Source organism: Pseudoalteromonas sp. T1lg76 (assembly GCF_002964725.1).
Taxonomy (GTDB): domain Bacteria; phylum Pseudomonadota; class Gammaproteobacteria; order Enterobacterales; family Alteromonadaceae; genus Pseudoalteromonas.
Genome location: NZ_PQCE01000008.1, coordinates 1 through 16729, shown reverse-complemented (window position 1 = coordinate 16729; position 16729 = coordinate 1). Strand labels below are relative to the sequence as shown.

At 50.9% G+C, this 16729-nt stretch carries 21 protein-coding genes and 1 tRNA gene; 8 read left to right on the top strand and 14 right to left on the bottom strand.

What is annotated here, in order from left to right:
• Positions 1-68: 68 nt before the first annotated feature.
• Both C2M35_RS03155 and C2M35_RS03150 read left to right on the top strand, forming a co-directional pair.
• Positions 69-899 (top strand): DUF2797 domain-containing protein, encoded by an 831-nt coding sequence (locus C2M35_RS03155; RefSeq protein WP_105264585.1) that lies wholly within the window; start codon positions 69-71, stop codon positions 897-899.
• A gap of 75 nt (positions 900-974) precedes the next feature.
• A complete protein-coding gene (locus C2M35_RS03150; protein ID WP_105264584.1) occupies positions 975-1250 on the top strand; it encodes a hypothetical protein in 276 nt (91 codons plus the stop codon).
• A gap of 15 nt (positions 1251-1265) precedes the next feature.
• Here C2M35_RS03150 and C2M35_RS03145 read toward each other — a convergent pair whose 3' ends face one another.
• The 5 genes from C2M35_RS03145 to C2M35_RS03125 form a co-directional block, all read right to left on the bottom strand.
• The gene (locus C2M35_RS03145; RefSeq protein WP_105264583.1) at positions 1266-2198 is read right to left on the bottom strand and encodes a histone deacetylase family protein; all 933 of its coding nucleotides are present in this window, start codon (positions 2196-2198) and stop codon (positions 1266-1268) included.
• A 98-nt stretch (positions 2199-2296) separates the two neighbouring features.
• On the bottom strand, positions 2297-3844 hold the full coding sequence (locus C2M35_RS03140; protein WP_105258016.1) for a serine hydrolase: 1548 nt from the start codon (positions 3842-3844) through the stop codon (positions 2297-2299).
• A gap of 60 nt (positions 3845-3904) precedes the next feature.
• Positions 3905-4417: a gamma-glutamylcyclotransferase family protein gene (locus tag C2M35_RS03135; protein WP_105264582.1), complete on the bottom strand. Its 513-nt coding sequence runs from the start codon at positions 4415-4417 to the stop codon at positions 3905-3907.
• A complete protein-coding gene (locus C2M35_RS03130) occupies positions 4414-5040 on the bottom strand; it encodes a LysE family transporter (RefSeq protein ID WP_105264581.1) in 627 nt (208 codons plus the stop codon). The genes C2M35_RS03135 and C2M35_RS03130 overlap by 4 nt, the downstream gene beginning before the upstream one ends.
• Positions 5037-5816: a hypothetical protein gene (locus tag C2M35_RS03125; protein WP_105264605.1), complete on the bottom strand. Its 780-nt coding sequence runs from the start codon at positions 5814-5816 to the stop codon at positions 5037-5039. Before C2M35_RS03125 ends, C2M35_RS03130 begins: the two co-directional genes overlap by 4 nt.
• A gap of 270 nt (positions 5817-6086) precedes the next feature.
• On the opposite strand from C2M35_RS03125, the gene C2M35_RS03120 reads away from it, so the two are divergent.
• Positions 6087-6416 carry a 5-carboxymethyl-2-hydroxymuconate Delta-isomerase gene (locus tag C2M35_RS03120; protein ID WP_105199755.1) on the top strand — a complete coding sequence of 110 codons (330 nt, stop codon included), beginning with the start codon at positions 6087-6089 and terminating at the stop codon, positions 6414-6416.
• Here C2M35_RS03120 and C2M35_RS03115 read toward each other — a convergent pair.
• Both C2M35_RS03115 and C2M35_RS03110 read right to left on the bottom strand, forming a co-directional pair.
• Positions 6413-7321 carry an amidohydrolase family protein gene (locus C2M35_RS03115; RefSeq protein ID WP_158677899.1) on the bottom strand — a complete coding sequence of 303 codons (909 nt, stop codon included), beginning with the start codon at positions 7319-7321 and terminating at the stop codon, positions 6413-6415. The genes C2M35_RS03120 and C2M35_RS03115 overlap by 4 nt on opposite strands.
• Positions 7322-7328: 7 nt before the next feature.
• Positions 7329-8057 carry an SDR family NAD(P)-dependent oxidoreductase gene (locus C2M35_RS03110; RefSeq protein ID WP_105199437.1) on the bottom strand — a complete coding sequence of 243 codons (729 nt, stop codon included), beginning with the start codon at positions 8055-8057 and terminating at the stop codon, positions 7329-7331.
• A 74-nt stretch (positions 8058-8131) separates the two neighbouring features.
• On the opposite strand from C2M35_RS03110, the gene C2M35_RS03105 reads away from it, so the two are divergent.
• Positions 8132-8524 (top strand): acyl-CoA thioesterase, encoded by a 393-nt coding sequence (locus C2M35_RS03105; RefSeq protein WP_105213384.1) that lies wholly within the window; start codon positions 8132-8134, stop codon positions 8522-8524.
• 3 nt (positions 8525-8527) lie between these two features.
• Here C2M35_RS03105 and C2M35_RS03100 read toward each other — a convergent pair whose 3' ends face one another.
• A complete protein-coding gene (locus C2M35_RS03100; protein WP_158677898.1) occupies positions 8528-8941 on the bottom strand; it encodes an META domain-containing protein in 414 nt (137 codons plus the stop codon).
• A 177-nt stretch (positions 8942-9118) separates the two neighbouring features.
• Between C2M35_RS03100 and C2M35_RS03095 the strand changes: the two genes are divergently transcribed.
• Positions 9119-10687, top strand: coding sequence for a S41 family peptidase (locus tag C2M35_RS03095; protein WP_234000015.1), 1569 nt, complete (start codon positions 9119-9121; stop codon positions 10685-10687).
• Positions 10687-11058 (top strand): hypothetical protein, encoded by a 372-nt coding sequence (locus C2M35_RS03090; protein WP_105213386.1) that lies wholly within the window; start codon positions 10687-10689, stop codon positions 11056-11058. The genes C2M35_RS03095 and C2M35_RS03090 overlap by 1 nt, the downstream gene beginning before the upstream one ends.
• Before the next feature lie 52 nt (positions 11059-11110).
• Here C2M35_RS03090 and C2M35_RS03085 read toward each other — a convergent pair whose 3' ends face one another.
• From C2M35_RS03085 to C2M35_RS03070, 4 genes are all read right to left on the bottom strand, one after another.
• Positions 11111-12286 (bottom strand): mandelate racemase/muconate lactonizing enzyme family protein, encoded by a 1176-nt coding sequence (locus C2M35_RS03085; protein ID WP_105199432.1) that lies wholly within the window; start codon positions 12284-12286, stop codon positions 11111-11113.
• A gap of 12 nt (positions 12287-12298) precedes the next feature.
• Entirely contained in the window at positions 12299-13066 is a 768-nt protein-coding gene (locus tag C2M35_RS03080; protein ID WP_105213507.1) for a class II aldolase/adducin family protein, read from the bottom strand.
• Positions 13067-13197: 131 nt separating this feature from the next.
• Positions 13198-13497, bottom strand: coding sequence for a c-type cytochrome (locus C2M35_RS03075; protein WP_442792501.1), 300 nt, complete (start codon positions 13495-13497; stop codon positions 13198-13200).
• Positions 13498-13656: 159 nt separating this feature from the next.
• Positions 13657-14199 (bottom strand): DUF2058 domain-containing protein, encoded by a 543-nt coding sequence (locus tag C2M35_RS03070; protein ID WP_105199430.1) that lies wholly within the window; start codon positions 14197-14199, stop codon positions 13657-13659.
• Between the two features lie 166 nt (positions 14200-14365).
• Between C2M35_RS03070 and C2M35_RS03065 the strand changes: the two genes are divergently transcribed.
• Entirely contained in the window at positions 14366-15508 is a 1143-nt protein-coding gene (locus C2M35_RS03065) for an MFS transporter (RefSeq protein WP_105264578.1), read from the top strand.
• Here the strand turns inward: C2M35_RS03065 and C2M35_RS03060 are convergent.
• A complete protein-coding gene (locus tag C2M35_RS03060; protein WP_105199428.1) occupies positions 15454-15999 on the bottom strand; it encodes a prolyl-tRNA synthetase associated domain-containing protein in 546 nt (181 codons plus the stop codon). The two genes, C2M35_RS03065 and C2M35_RS03060, sit on opposite strands and share 55 nt — an antisense overlap.
• Positions 15999-16391: a hypothetical protein gene (locus C2M35_RS03055; protein WP_105199427.1), complete on the bottom strand. Its 393-nt coding sequence runs from the start codon at positions 16389-16391 to the stop codon at positions 15999-16001. The genes C2M35_RS03060 and C2M35_RS03055 overlap by 1 nt, the downstream gene beginning before the upstream one ends.
• Positions 16392-16544: 153 nt before the next feature.
• Between C2M35_RS03055 and C2M35_RS03050 the strand changes: the two genes are divergently transcribed.
• Positions 16545-16620: transfer RNA gene (locus C2M35_RS03050), tRNA-Ala, on the top strand.
• Positions 16621-16729: the final 109 nt, after the last annotated feature.

Here is a 16729-nt window from a genome sequence, read left to right as displayed (position 1 = left end):
AGCTAGCCGAAGACAGTGCCGCGGTGGTCTGATACCATAAGCCCATACTTTTGCCATTGGGACGCAATATGCAAGGCACACTAAAGAAAATGAAAACCCAGCTCGGTGATGAGCAGAACCCGGCGGTGCAATACCAGCTTCCCGTTGGCGACGAACTATTACCGCTAAATGAGCTGATAGGCAAAACCCTGACCCTGACCTACAGCGGTAACATCTTCTGTTCCAGCTGCGGCAAGAAAACCAAAAAGAGCTACTCTCAGGGCCATTGCTTTGTCTGTATGCGTAAGCTTGCCAGCTGCGATATGTGCATTGTGAAACCGGAAACCTGCCACTATGATCAGGGCACCTGTCGCGAGCCGCAGTGGGGCGAAGAAAACTGCATGATCCCCCACTATGTGTATCTGGCTAACACCTCTGGGCTAAAGGTAGGCATTACCCGTCATACTCAGATCCCAACCCGTTGGATAGATCAGGGCGCCACGGCGGCCTTGCCTATTATCAGGGTGCAGACTCGTCTGCAATCCGGCCTGGTGGAAGTCGCCCTGGCGGAGTTTATTGCCGATAAAACCAATTGGCGCAATATGCTCAAGGGCACTCAGGTTGAAGTGGACTTGCTTGCCGCCCGCGATGAACTCTTGCCGCAGATCCAGGCTAAACTGGATGAACTGGCCGAACTGTTTGGCGCCACCGCGGTGGAAGTGCTGGACGAAGAGGTGGTCGAGATCAACTACCCAGTGGACACCTACCCAAGCAAAATCAGCTCCTTTAATTTTGATAAAGAGCCCAAGGTCAGCGGTGTGCTGCTCGGCATCAAGGGACAATACCTGATCTTTGATACCGGTGTAATCAACATTCGTAAGTTTGGAGCTTATGAGGTTGAGGTAGACTATAGCGCCTAGCAAATTCGCCGCTGCTGCTTGTAACCTAAAGATACTAATGAGTACCGGTCTTATCCCGCTGACCTAGGACAAAATATGCCCAAATTAGATTTTCCGGTACTGGCCGTTGAGTCAGACTATATCACCCTGTGCAGCGATGCCAGTGAGCTTAAGGCCGCGGATAACGGCCACCTGCTCTTTGTCCTCGATAGCCGTCATCACTACTTTGATGCCAAGGGCCAGCCCATTGATCGTCAATGGTCGCTGCTGTGTACCGCCCTGCAAGATTATTTAAGCGCCGAGGGACATTGCTGTGTGGCTAAGTTACAGCTTCAGGATGAGAGTCAGATCTGGCCTTTGCTCAACGACTAAATGGGTAACGGGCTGCTATTGCCCTTCATACGCCGCCAGTTGCCCACGCAGATAATGCTCAACACCGCGGGCCAGAGCCGATAAATGGTAGCCCCCTTCTAAAAATGACACTATGCCCAGCACCCCATGGGCCTTGGCAAATTCGCCGAGGCGCTGACTAAACCAGGCATAATCCTGCTCAACAAATTTGAGCGCCGACATATCGTCTTCCAGATGCCCGTCAAAGCCGGCGGATACAAAGATCAGCTGTGGAGCAAAATGGGTCAAGGCCGGTAACCACTGGCTTTCAACCAGACGGCGTAAGTCATTACCATCGCTGGCCGGTGGTAGGGGTGATTGGATCAGGTTGGCTCTGTCGACCGGCTCGGGGTTGGGATAAAGAGGATTTTGAAACAAGGAGCACAGCAAGACATTGCGCTCATCGGCAAAGATGCTTTGGGTGCCATCGCCATGGTGTACGTCTATATCCAAAATGGCAATGCGCTGTATCCCTTGCTGCTGCGCATAACGCACGGCGATAGCGAGATTGTTATAAACGCAGAAACCGGCGCTGTGCTCTCGGCTGGCATGGTGACCGGGCGGGCGCACCGCACAAAAGCCAGCGTCTATGTTTCCCGCTAACACCTCATCCACGGCCGTTAAACCGGCACCAACGGCACGCTCTATAGCCTGCAACGACTCGGGGCACAAGCGCGTATCACCATCGAGATCCGCATAGCCAAGATCCGGAATACGTTGCTCCACCAGGGACACCAACTGCTCGGAATGGACACTGAGAAAGTCCTTTCGTTCGGCCTTGCGCGCCTGTAATTGTGCTAGCTCTAAATCTAAGCCACTGGCAAGCAGGCGGTCTTGAATTACATCCAGGCGAGCGGGTGAGTCGGGATGATCGCTGCCCATTTGGTGGCGGCGACAGGCGGGGTGAGTGATAACGGCGATACGGGACATAAGCTGGCTACATTAAACACTTTAATCAAGAGCTTAACAAAGTCGCAGTGCCTTGACCCTGCGACTTTGGTGTTAGCTTGTATGCTTTCAGGACTGGCCTACTTCTTCGGACGTAAATCCAGGTTGCGGAAATCGAAGCTGAAATCGGTGACCTCGGTGGAAACGGCATGCATCCTGGCGCTGCTTACCTTATTTTGCTCATTCAGGGTAAAGTGGATAAAGGCATCCGCTTCGAGCATGGGCTCATCCCACTTAACAATAAAGCTGTTGCCACTGTGATGCTGCAGTTCGCCCTTTAAGCGCTTGGTGTGAGTAAAATCAATGCGCAGCTTGCCATCAAGTTGCTCGATAACCACGTCGCCATACCAGGCATCATGAAGCGTGCCGGTATAGTAGATAGGCGGTAAGGCGCTTTGATAATCTTCGACTAAACCCGGCTTGGCATTGGCGTAGGCCTGCTCCTTATTTTTAAAATGACGCTCGGCAAAACGCTCAACATAATCTTGATCCTCAAGCTCCAGCGCCTGCTCAAAGATTTCTTCGGTCACCGCCGAAAGCGCAGCAAAGGCCTGCTGATTCGACAGCACCACTACACCGAGCTTTTTCTCCGGCAGCAGAGAAACCTGCGACACCATGCCAAGAATACCGCCGCCGTGGCCGACGCGTTTATAGCCATGGTAATCAACAATAGACCAGCCTAAGCCGTAGCCACTGAACTGTTGTCTGGTCGCCGTAAAGGCCGCTTTAGAAACGGCGCGATTAATATGCGGCAGCCACATTTGCTCTTGCTGCTTGGCGCTAAACAGGGTCTCGCCATTGGCCATAACCCCGGCGTTAAGCTGGGTATTCAACCACAGACTCATTTCCTTCACGTTCGAGGCAATGGCACCGGCACCGCGGAAGTCTTCAAGATAATTGACGAAGAAGGGGTTCAGCTTGCCGTTAAAGGGAATATGGCCGGTGGCATAGTTGTTGTTGTCTTCTGCGATACGGGAAAAACCGGCGCGTGACTGCTCCATGCCCAAAGGCATTAGCATCTTTTGCTCGATAAAGTCCTGCCAACTCATGCCGCTGACACGGGCGACCACCTCACCGGCGGTAACAAACATCAGGTTATTGTAGGCATAGGTACTGCGGAAACTGGACTGAGGCTTTAAATACTGCAGGCTCTGGATGATATCGTCCACCGATTTATCCGTGTCCGGCCAAATCATCAGATCGCCCTGTCCCAATCCCAGACCACTGCGATGGCTAAGCAGATCGCGGATGGTCATCTCGCGCGTGGCGTACGCGTCATACAGGCGAAACTCCGGAAGATGGTCAATGACCTTGTCATCCCAGTTTAACTTGCCTTGATCCACCAGCATGGCCAAGGCCGCACTGGTAAAGGCCTTGGTATTTGAAGCTATCCCAAACAGGGTGTCGGCGGTTACCGGCTCCTTGGTATCGAGATGACGCACACCAAAACCCTTGGCATAAACGATGTCCCCCTCGGCGACCACGGCGACGGCCATACCGGGCACATCAAAACGGGCCATGGATTGCTCAATGGCAGCGGTAATTTTTTGTTCTTCCAGCTTGGCTTGCGCCGGGCTATTTAATCCCAGCAACACGGCGCTGCACAGCAGCAGCGTTTTAAATTTCATTGTTATTATTCCTTTTGAGTTACTTCTGAATCCTGATCTTCCAGCAGCGCCCATTTCGCCCTAACAGTCACCCTTCTGGGGTTGGCCTGAGTGGATCTGCATCTCCCTCAGGTGCCGCTCGCGATTGAGATCTTCAATACTGGCTTGGCGGGCGATTTCAGCAATATAGTGCTGTGGCAAGCTCGCCTCTTGGGCACCGCGATACACATGCTGGACATACCAATCGAACGGCAAGGCCACCCGATCTAGGGTATTGGCGATATAACAATAGGCTCGGACCTGCTCTTGCTGGTCGACTAAGGTCACCTCAATATGCGCGACGTCATAACGCGGCCCCTCGATTTTATGCAGATATTCCTGCTGCTCAACATCGAGTATCCACACCACGCCATACACGCTGGCACCAGTTTCACGGTGAATGGTGCACTTTCCCGAGCCGTCGAGGCTAAGCATATCGAAGCTCAGACGATAGTCGGGTAAATGGGCCACCCCGACGCGCCGAGCATTGGGCAAGCGCTCGCCAAGACGATGCGCCGACATATTGGAGCCGAAAGCAAAATAATATTGTGTCATAACAACACCACCTGAATCGCTAATACTATTAACACCACGCCGATGGCGCGGTCAAACCAGAACCCCTTGGCATTAAAAAAACCCCGAACCTGCTGCTTAGAAAGCAACAGCGACAACAGAGAAAACCAGGCCCAGGTTGCCAAGGCCATATAGAGACCATAGCCTAATTGCACCATTTTTGGCGTTTGTACCGATACTACCAGGGTAAAGAGCGAGAGAAAAAACAAGGTCGCCTTGGGGTTCAGGGCATTGGTTAAAAAGCCGCGGCGAAAGGCCACCAGCAAGTTCTGATGCAGCTGCGGTTGCGGCTGGGCCTGCTCAGACTCACCCGCCGCAGGCTTGCTACGCAGCGCCTGCACGCCTAAATAACCAAGGTAGAGAGCGGCCAAGTATTTCAGCACCATAAACAAGGTCGGCGCCTGAGAGATCAATAAGGCAACACCGAGCAAACAATAAAAGACATGCACCAGAATCCCGGCGCCCACCCCGGCACTGGTAGCCAAACCATTAGCGCGACCATAACTGACGCTGTGTTTAAGTACCACGGCAAAGTCCGGGCCTGGGCTGGCAACGGCAAAAAAGTGGGCAATGGCTATGGCGGCGAACTCGGGCCAATAACTCATGCCTGCTCCTTGGTGAGCAGAGAGAGCAACAAGGGATCGGCACTGGTTTGTCCTAAGGCGCGCAATGTTTTTGTCGCCTTTTTAAAATAGCTGCGCAGGTGCCCTTTTAGATGCGCCGCCCCTTTGTCTATGCCCTTAATATGACAAAACAGCGCCAATAGAAACACTTGTTGCTGCTCGGACAGCTCACTGGAGCGATTGGCATAGGGGTTATAACACTTGCCGCAACCGCCGCGGAATTGATACACGGTGTTACTCAGCATCACGCCAAAACCAAAGAAGCTGGCCACCACCTCTGTGGCGGCATCCAGGTATTGTTCACCACCAGGAGGCAAGTGACCGCCCTGATAAATCATGACCCGCGCCATACCCTGCGCAAAGCTGGCAATCAGATCCTGTGGCTGATTGATCTGTTGCGGGTTGTATGAGAGTTGTACCTGGCCATCACTACTCAGTAATTGAGCCTCTGGGCCGCGTAAACAATTCGCAAACGCCATACGCGGGAAGCGCTGCGGCTGACTCAGCTCAGGTGCGACCAACACCAGGGGCCATTTTTCAAGACCAGCGTACTGTTTTACCTGGGTAAAAACCTGTTCCGCCATTTGCGCCACGCTATGGCTCTGACCGGCAAAAAACGCGTTGGTGGGCAGGACCAATTGGCTTTGCTGGCGAAAATAATCACCATCAAAGTGTTCATAGGCCCATAAAAAGGTATCCAGCAGCCATTGCTGCTCTTGCTCTTCAAGTAAAGGCGAAGGTTTTAACCAGCTTAACATAGTCATTTTTATTGCAACTTAGGTTCTTACCGCCAAGCATACCAATTCAAATAGAAAATAACAGCCGGGTGCGACGACACACGCTCGGTGAACAAGGCACCAAGACTTGGCTCTATAGGCTTTGCGCAGAGGAACTGGCATTTTTCTAAAAATGTGCTAAACCAGATATACCAATTACATTAAAAAGTGCTCGTTAGATTGAGCATGGTTTTAATAAAATTGGTCTTTTTACTCACTGGCGCTACTTATGTAATGTTAACGAGTGTGACCATGCCCCATATCATCATAGAACATTCCGAAGACCTGCCGGTGTTACCACAAGTATTAGTGGACAAGGTGCACCAGGCCACCTATGCCAGCGGCCTATTCGAACTAGCCACCATTAAGACGCGTGCCATTGCCTACCAACATTATGAATTGGGGGATGGTAAGGACGGCTTTATCCATATATGCGCCTACATTATGGCTGGGCGCACTCGCGAGCAAAAGCAGCAACTGAGCAGCCAACTGCTGGAGTGCCTTAGCACCTACTGCCGCCGTTCAGATTGTTTAAGCGTGGATGTGCGTGATTTAGATCCAGAGATCTATCTGAAGTGCTAAGCGTCGGGAGTCCGTGTCTCGGTGCCATATAGACGCTGCGCATTGTCGCAGGCTAAAGAGCTAAAATGGGGTAAATCCATGGCTTGATAGTCCAGCCACAGCTGCTGATAGCTGGTTTTAAATAAGCATAAGGGGAAATTGCTGGCGAGCATTACCCGTTGGAAGCCCAAGTGCAATATTGCTGTGCGGATCACCTTTTGCTGCCAGTTTATATCACCATCCGGGTGAGTTATTTCCCAGCCGCAACATTTAAGATGAATATTGGTGTAAGGAGCACATTGGCTTAGGCCTGCAACCCAAGCATCCCAGTTGTCTGGTGTCACCAAGCCGGCATGATTGATCACTATATCCAGCCTTGGATTGGCCTTGGCATGGGCCACAACAGCGGCCGCTAGCTCGGGCTCACACAGACTAAACTGGGCCTCAAAAAGCAAGCCCTGCTCACAAAGCAAGGTAAGATTTTTACCTACATTAGGGCTTAACAGGCGCTCTCCATCAAGGTCTTCGGTGATATCGCGAATTCCGCGTAACAAGGGGAATTTTAACCGCTGCAAAGAAGCGGCGAACTGCTCAGGCGCTTGGTCTATGGCCGCATAACTGATTGCCGGGCCTCTAAAGCCCAGCTCTTGCAGCCAGTCCAGCTCTTTGGCTGGGTGTTGATTGTCAAACCCCGCCTCAATATGGGCAACGCCTTTTAACTCTAGGCCGTGCCCGAGTATCAGGTCAGCCATGGAAAAGTCACGCTGAATGCACTGCTTTTGCGGCCAAAACGGCGGCCCTTGCTGCTTAAGCCAATAATAATCCCCACGGCCATAAGCGAAAAAATGCACATGGGGATCAAACACGGGCGTAGTCATGGACTTAGCCATGGGTGTTGCCAAAGGCTTCTCCATTAAGGCTGCCACGGACTCATTACTGCGCCGTATAACCACCATCAATAACCTGCAGGGAGCCGGTGATAAAGCTGGCTTCTTCACTGACCAAAAAGGCCACCAGATTGGCCACATCTTCAGGCTGCCCTAAGCGACCAAGAGGCTGCAGTGCCGACTCCTCGGCCACCACGGTATCCTTATCGGCACCTGTATTGGCGCAGAAGTTGTCGATTGCACTGTGGAACAATGGCGTTTCTATGGTACCCGGACACACGGCATTGGCACGAATGCCAAACTCGGCATAATCCAGCGCTGTGGTTTTCGTCATTGAGGCCAGTGCCGCCTTCGACAGGTTATAGGCGAAGGAATTGCGTTTACCCACCAAGGCCTGATCGGAAGAAATATACACAATAGAACCTCGTTTGGCCTCACGCATCAAGGGCAACACGGATTGCGTCGCGGCAAAGGCACCCTTGATGTTCAGGGCAATCACTTCATCGAGCATGGCCTCAGAGGTTTGCTCAATATTGGCACTGCGGTGAATACCGGCGTTGCAGACCAAGACATCCACACGCTCTTCGCGCTCACAGATGTCGGCGATCACCCGCTGCACACTGGCCACATCGCGCACATCACAATGGCGATACTCGCCTATATCGGAAGTGACAATATCCAAGTTGTAAACTTTATATCCCTGGTTTGCTAACTTTTCTACAATGGCCAGACCAATTCCCTTGCTGCCACCCGTTACAATAGCGACTTCACTCATATTCATTTACGCCTTGATGTACATATCAGCTAATACTAGCATCAGCGCTAAATAAAAATATAGGATTAAAAATAATGACATTTCGTCTTGATATGAAAGTGCGCGACTACGAATGCGATTTGCAAGGGATAGTTAATAACAGCGTGTACTTCAACTACTTGGAACATGCCCGCCATGAGTACCTGTTAGAGCAGAATGTTGACTTTGTGGCTTTGGCCAAAGAGGGTATCAACCTGGTGGTAGTGCGCAGCGAAATGGATTATAAGGCTTCCTTGGTACCCGGCGATAAGTTTTATATCGGCGTTGAGATGGTGCGCGAAAGCCGCCTTAAGTTTGCCTTTATTCAGAATATTTACCGCGCCAGCGACGACAAGCTGGTGCTTAAAGCCAAAGTTATCGGCACCTCAGTCAATGCCGAAGGACGTCCCTTCTTGCCAGCGCAGTTAGAGCGTTTATTTGCGGCCTAGGACTCAGGTTCCAGGCGCAACACCAACGACAAAGGTAAGGGTATGAGCCCCTGTTAAGGTCAGGGTCTCTTTATCCATCTGTAGCAGTGGCGATGACTTTAGGGTGCTTAGCAAGGCACTTTCATTGCGCTGCACTTCCCCCTCACAGACCCTGTAAGTCATGCCCAGATTAGTGACCTGCAACCTTTGTTCTTCCACCTTGCTGCTGGCGAAAAAGTGATTGCAACCGGTGTGGCCGTTTAACTGCAGTGCGTCGATAAAACCCACATAGGTATTATCGGTTTTTACCGCTTGCCCATCTATGCTGGTTAAATACCAGTGTTGAAATTTGAGTGCATCGGCTGTGCGCTGATCTTGTGCGGCACAAGCCGTTAATCCGGTTATTAACACCATCGCCAATATTAAATTCTTTCTCACCCTTGTGACCTTGAACTCACAGCTGCTAATGCCCTCAATGCTAAAGCAAAGACAGTAAATTTGCACCGATAACGACTTAATAAAGTGCCATAAAACTTAACTTTTAACTTCCTTTTTACACCCACATACGCTTTAGTATAGAGTTAGTAACAGAGCACCTAAAAAATGGATTTCGACATGACGACCCAGCTTATAAAACCTTTACTTATTAGCGCCCTGAGCGCTTCGCTTCTGGCCTGTGGTGGTGGTAGCACAGATGACAATGGTGGCGACACCCCATCCAGTTGGACCCAAGGCGTTTTTGCGCCGTCTAGTCAGTTCAAAGGACAATGCAGCGCCATCAACGAGAAAAACTGGCTGCGTTCTTGGAGCAATGAAACCTATTTATGGTATGACGAAATCATCGACCGAAACCCGGCTTCCGTTGCCGGAGTTATCGACTACTTTAATACCTTAAAGACCAATGCCACTACCGCCTCCGGCGCGGCTAAGGATAACTTTCACTTCAGCTTGCCCACCGACGAATACCAGAAAATGCAGGAAAGCGGCGCCGTGATGGGCTATGGCTTTAATTTCAAGTTAATTCGCAGTGCACCACCTCGCGAAGTGGTGGTTAGCTACACCGACCCTGACACCCCTGCAAGTGCAGCAGGAGTGAGACGCGGCTGGGAAATCATTGCCGTAAATGGCGTCGATATGATCAACAGCGACGACGTAGAGACGCTCAATAGCGCCCTATTCCCAAGTGTTAAGGGCGTACAAAACACCTTTACCTTTAAATTGGTCGGTTCAAACGAGGAGCGCAACATCACCCTGACCACAGGTGAATTTATCCAAGATCCTGTGATGAATGTGAGCACCATAGCCACCAACAGTGGTAATGTCGGTTATGTTCAGTTTAACGATCACAATGCCCCGGCGGAGCGCCAATTGTATGATGCCTTGAATCAGTTGGCAGGAAGCAACATTAGCGATCTGGTAATCGATATGCGCTATAACGGCGGCGGCTATTTAAACATGGCGGCGCAGCTGGGTTATATGGTCGCGGGGCCATATAATACAGACGGCCTTATTTTTGAAAAAACCATTTTCAATGACAAATATCCAAACACCAACCCGGTGACCGGCAGAGCGCTCACGCCCATCCCCTTTATTGATGAGTACCTGGCTTTCGATCCCGACTCAGGGATCCGCAAGGGCACCAAGTTGCCAAGCCTCAACCTGGATCGCGTTTTTGTCCTGTCATCCAGCAGTACCTGTTCGGCCAGTGAGGCGCTGATCAACGGCTTAAACGGCATCCCTGCCGCGCGCGGTTTTAAAGTTATCCTCATTGGCGGTAATACCTGTGGTAAGCCCTACGGCTTTTACCCCACTGATAACTGTGACACCACCTTCTTCACCATTCAGTTTACCGGCGTAAACCATGCCGGCTTTGGTGAGTACTCTGATGGTTTTGCTCCAGAAAACACACCGAACGTCGAACTGGCCCCCGTCTATGTAGAAGGATGTGCGGTGGCCGATGACTTCACCCACCTCTTGGGTGATCAAAACGAAGCCATGCTGGCAGCGGCGTTAAACTATCGCACCACAGGCTTTTGCCCGGCTCCCACTACGGCGGCAGGCTTAAAAGGTTATGCGGTGCAAAGCACTGTTTCAGAGGTGGGACTGAGTATTAGCGACAACCGCTGGCAAACCCAGTTGAAAAACAACCGCGTAGTAACCCCCTTACCCAAGGAGCTTAACTAATGCGTAAGTTTTGGTCTCACAGCCTGCTGGCGGCGCTCACACTGGCCACCAGCAGTGGCTGTAACAGTACGGTGAATCAGGACGACTTGCGCCCGGCGCTGCTGAGCGAACCAAACCAGCAAGAGGTTGCAACCCTGGTTGCCCAAGCTCTGAACATCAAGGAAGTGAAGGTGCGCGAAGACGTGTTTATGCAAAAAAGCTCATTGGTGCTGGAGTCACCACCCTTTAGCGATGCGCAGGGCAATCCTTTAATGGGCAAGCAACTGGAAATGCCCCAGCGCTTTATGCTGCTCACCGATGGTCAGTTGTGCTATTTGCAGCACCTTAATAGCGAGCAGATATTGCCCGCCCCGACCCTGACTTGTCGTTAACAAAAAAGCGCCGGCTAATGTCGGCGCTTTTTTCTTACCCATTTATTAATATCTATTTTATCTCTACCCGAGCCGAGCGCATCACCACCTCATCGTTAAGCTCGATACCTATACCCGGCTCCTCACTGACCTTAAACTTGCCGTTGACCGGCTGCGGATCTTGAATACACAACTCGCGGTTCCATTTTTTAATGGCATAGGTGTGGTGTTCATGGATTAAGAAGTTGGGGATCGCCGTCTCCAGGTGCAATGACGCCGCGGTCGCTACCGGGCCGCCGCAGACATGAGCCTGAATACGTACATCGAAAATATCGGCGTAATCACACACCTTTTTGGTTTCGGTAAAACCGCCACACAGGCCGATATCCGGCTGTAATACGTCGATACTCTGATCTTCCAGATAAGGGCGTACGCCCCAACGGTTATACAAGCGCTCGCCACCGGCAATGGGCACGGCAACCTTGTCGGCCACCTTGGCATGCAAGGAATGATTCAAGTAATTCACCGGCTCTTCGTAATACATGCAGTCGAATTCCTCGGCAATTTCACCGATTTGAATCGCAGACGTAGCACCGGGCAGGCTATGACATTCAAAAATAATATCTACCTCATCGCCCACGGCTTCTCGGATTGCCTGCATACGAGCGCGATACAGCTTCATTTCCGCGCGGGAAATTATCTTGGTGCGATCATAATAGGTGTTGCCGTGCTTATCGTATTGAATGGGATCCACCTTCACCGCATCATAGCCTTCGGCTATAGCCTTAAGTGCCGCCTCGGCATATTCTTGCGGCTGCACCAGGGCTTTAAACTCGCTGTCCCAGTCAAACTGCAGTTGCGACGCATAGGTACGCAGCTCATCGTTTACCTTACCACCGAGCAGCTGATACACAGGTAAGCCCAAGGCCTTGCCCTTGATATCCCAAAGCGCCGTATCTATGGCACTCATGGCTGCATAGACTACCGGGCCGCCGCCCAAGCCCCAGAAGCTCTCACGCAACATGCGCGACCACAGTAGCTCGGTTTGAAACGGGTCGTGACCGATCAAAAAGGCCTCGGCCATTTCCTTGATCATGGCCGCCGCAGCGCTGTGGCCTAGATCATAAGCTAGACCAGCCTCACCGACACCACTGATCCCTTCATCGGTGTGAATACGAACAAAAACGGGTGTCCAGGCTGGACGGTCTGGGCAGTGAATGTCGAAAACTTCAACGCGATTAACTTTCATATTCTTTCCTTCTTACTCGGCAAAACCCGGGTCTAAACGATACGCTTTGCGTAACATTGCAGGCCATGCTAACTGCCCGCCGGTGCTGCCGCTGTGCACCACATTGGCTTGATGATAAATGTTGTCGATAATGGCTTGCGGCACCCGAATCGGGTTCTGCTTCATGCTTTGCATCGCCACCTGAATTTCACAGGCACGTTGCAAGTCATAAAAACGCATAAAAGCATCACCCACCGTAGGGCCGACGGTTAAGCCGCCATGATTCACCAGCAGCATATGGTTGGTGGTGCCTAAATCACGCTGCAAACGCGCCTTTTCATCCTCGTTCACCGCCAACCCTTCATAGTCGTGATACGACAAGGATGGCAGGGAGAACATAGAATGTTGTGAATAAGGCTGAAGCCCGCCTTCAACGCTGGCCACGGCAATGGTTTCCTTGGTGTGCAGATGGATCACGCAATGGGCATCGTCACGCACTTCATGAATGGCGCTGTGAATGGTAAAGCCGGCAGGGTTAATCTCATGCGGGGTATCATCTAAGATCTCGCCGTTAAGATTTACCTTCACCAGATTCGAGGCGGTCACCTCATCAAAACTCAGCCCAAAGGCATTAACCAGATACTCGTCGGTGCCAGCAATACGCGCCGACATATGAGTGTAAATCAGATCGCCCCAACGCATATGGTCAACCAAGCGGTAACAGGCCGCCAGGTCGACGCGCAGGCGCCATTCTTGTTCGCTGACCTTATCTTTAAGGTTTAATTTAGGTAACTGGGGGATCAGGGTCATGCACTACTCCGCACAATTTATAGATGGATAGAAGTCTAAACACTTATCAACTGCCATTCAACAAAAAACCACCGCAGAGTAAAACTCATACGGTGGTTTTTTATCTAAATTTGTACCTGACGTTATTTAACGCCAGCAAGGTACTCGGCAATCGCAGCAAATTCTTCGTCAGAAACGGTCGCTACCATGGCTTTCATCGCCATTGACATGCCGTTGGCACGAGCGCCAGACTTGATGTCTTTCATTTGCGCCACTAGGTATTCTTTGTTCTGGCCAGCCAGCTTAGGATAAAGCGGCATAATTGGCGCGTTGCCGTCGGCACCATGACAGGTGTGACAGTTTTTCTCTGTGTATAACGCCTTGCCGTCTGCCGCTTGCGCATTCATCGCCATTGCAGAAACAGCAATCGCACCGGCTCCCATAAGTACTTTAGTGAACTTTTTCATAATATTTACTCTTATAATTGACGGTAAAATTTGGGGAGGTTCCCCCCCACTAGCAATGAGTGTAGACCCTTGTTCTTTACTGTAGCAACTAAGAATTAACAGACGCTGAGCATCCGGCAATCAAAAAATGGCGCATTACCACATCAGATCATCAGGAACTTCGTAGCCTGCATAAGGATCGTCCTCATCGACATCTTTATCATCGCTTTCAACATGGAAAACAATATATTTTTCATCTACTTCAGCGATTTTACGCGCAGGTTCATCCTGCAATACATAAAATTTTCCTTCCAGCACACAAATGGCCAAGCGACCATTGGCCAGGGCTTTTTGCGTTTGTGCATTCACCTCAATTTCCTTCACCTTGTTTTCATAGGTGAAGTTAAAGGTCAGTGGACCGCGAATTTCGTCCTGGTTGTGATGCTCTAAAATCTGCTTCACACGGGCTACCTGTTCACGCTCTTTGAGCTCTTCCTGGCGTTGCTCATTAAGTTGTGTCGCTTTTTCCTGCTGCGCCTTTTTGGTTTGCTCGATATGCTTTTGCAAATCGCTTTGATCGCTCGTGGCACCTTTTTTCTTCTTTTTCTTTTGCGCTTTGCGCTTTTCTGTTTTTGCCACCTTGGCCTTGTGCTCGGTGGTTAAGCCTGCTTTTAGCAGTTGATCTTGTAAAGAACCCATAATTGTCACTTTCAACAAACTAACTTAATAAGGTTATTTTACCCATCCTTTGACGAAATGACAGTAGCATGGCCGAACTGATGCCACTTTGATTAATCGCAAGCTTTATCCCTCTCTTTGAGGCTATGATACACTCCCTCGCGCCTGGTCTCTGACGTCCGTTATTATGCCCTATTGGTTGTTGCTCTGTTGCTCTGTGGTGATATTTTTTGTGCTGTATGCGGTGCAGCCTCTGCTTGCGCTTTTTGCCCAGCAATATCAGGTCAGCCCCGCCAGTGCCGGGTCGCTAATGACCTTAACCATGCTTCCCTTGGCCATAGCCCCTTTGTTTTATGGCGTTTTTCTCAATCGTCGTAACCTCTATCGGGTGCTGCAAATTGTGATGCTGGTGCTGGCCGTTAGCAATGCCCTGGTCCCCCTGTGCACCGAGTTTTGGCAGTTACAATCCCTGCGCCTGTTACAAGGCCTGGCACTACCCGCCGCCCTCACGGCCATGACCGCCAGCATAGCTTTGCGCTTTAAAGGGGAAGATATCAACACCAAAATGAGTGGCTATATCGGCAGTACCATAGCCGGTGGCTTTTTAGGTCGCGCCCTGGCGGCGGGTTTTGCCGAATACCTGAGCTGGCAGAGCTTCTTTTGGCTAAATTCCTTACTCTTGATCTTGTTGGCTTTACTGATTCGCGCCAAGACCGAGCCCGTCTATCAGGCCCACACGCCTTGGCGGGGGAATATCAAGGCGCTGGCCACAACGCGCATTATCAGCCTCTATGGGGCGGTGTTTTGCATGTTCTTTTGCTTTGCCGCACTGCTGAATTACCTGCCCTTTATTCTGCGCAGCACCTATGCCATGAGCAGCACCAAAAATATTGGCTTAGTCTATAGCGGCTATTTACTTGGCGCCTTAGCGACCTTGATCACCCCCTATCTGCACAGGCGCTTTAGGAATGTGTTTGCCTTGCTCGGCGGCGTATTTATATTCTATTGCGCCACCATAGTACTGATGTTCTATCAGCACCTGAGCGTGTTCCTTATCGCCTTTACCTGCTTCTGCGCCGCCATGTTTATTATTCATGCCAGTGCCGCACCGCTGGTGAATCGCCTCAGTAGCGCCAGTGCCAGTCTGACCAATGGTGTCTATGTGTCGTTTTATTACAGCGGCGGCGCCCTGGGCTCATTTTTACCCGGGCTGCTTTATCAGGAATATGGCGAGTATGCGTTTTTGACCTGTATTTTGCTTGTCTGCTTAATGGGTTATGGCTTAATAGTGCTGCCGCAACGCTTAGCCACGGGCAACACCAAGGGCTGACGCTGCCAGTGCTTAAACAAACTGTTGAGCCCGGCCTTGGGCATAAGCCAGGTTTGCTCATTATCGAAGGGATGGCAATGGTACAAGGTTTCGTCTTGGTTAATGTTTTGGGAATCATCCCAAATAGCCGCATCCAGCCATAACTCCACCTCCTGCTGAGGGTCATTCATCAGGGCCAGCATGGATACACAACCGGGGCGCACACCCAGATAGCGCAGTAAGCGATCATCGGAAGCAAAACCTAAACGAGACACCTGCTGCGCCTTCGACAGCGCCTTAAGATCCACCAGCGCATCATGGGCGGTGATCAGCAAAAAGTGACGACGGCCGTAATTGTCGCGCAAAAACAGGTTTTTCAAACGCACGCCGGGTCGGTGCAGGGCTATTTCATCGGCGGCACTGGCGGTGGCCAGCGGCGGATGGGTGATCTTTTCACAATCGATATTCAGTTGCGACAACAGCGCAGCCAACTCTTCTATACTTGCCGCCATTACAAACAAACGCCACGCAACTGCACGCTAAAGTCGCGCCAGAGAACCTGGTTTATCTCATAGGCATCGGGGCAATAATCGCGCTCTTTTAACTCTTTTTTCAGCGCCGCTGCTGCTTCATCTTCAAGTTGTAACTTAAGCACCCTGGATTCATCAAAATGCTCGCGTTCGATATAAGTTTTCATTTGCTTGCGACTGATGGGCTTGTTGAGATCCAAGGCGGCACGCTTACTGGCTTTAACCGTCATCACATAGGCAAAAATCTTGCGCCCCTGATCATCAAGCTTGGCGTAAAAATCCTGACTATGAATTTCATATTGACGCTCATCCGGGGCGGACGAGCAGCCCAGTAACAAGGCGGTAAATAATAAAAGGGACAGAGCGCTTTTCATAACTTCGACTGTTGTTCTTATACTTACCCGCTACTGTAACAAAGCCCGCACACATTTGGTCAATTTATCGCAGTTTTTTCTGTTCCCATGCTTGACCAGCATCTAATAATTTATAAAATGATCAGCATTCCTTCGGGAGTCCACCTAAGAAGTGGGGCTATAGCTCAGCTGGGAGAGCGCCTGCCTTGCACGCAGGAGGTCAGCAGTTCGATCCTGCTTAGCTCCACCACTTTCTTTCTATATCTAATTTATTGGTTTGCATCCCTGCGACCACCCAGCTCGGTATCCTTACCTCGCGTTCAAAACTAAAAAAGCAGTGCTTTTTTCGGGCGTTTTTC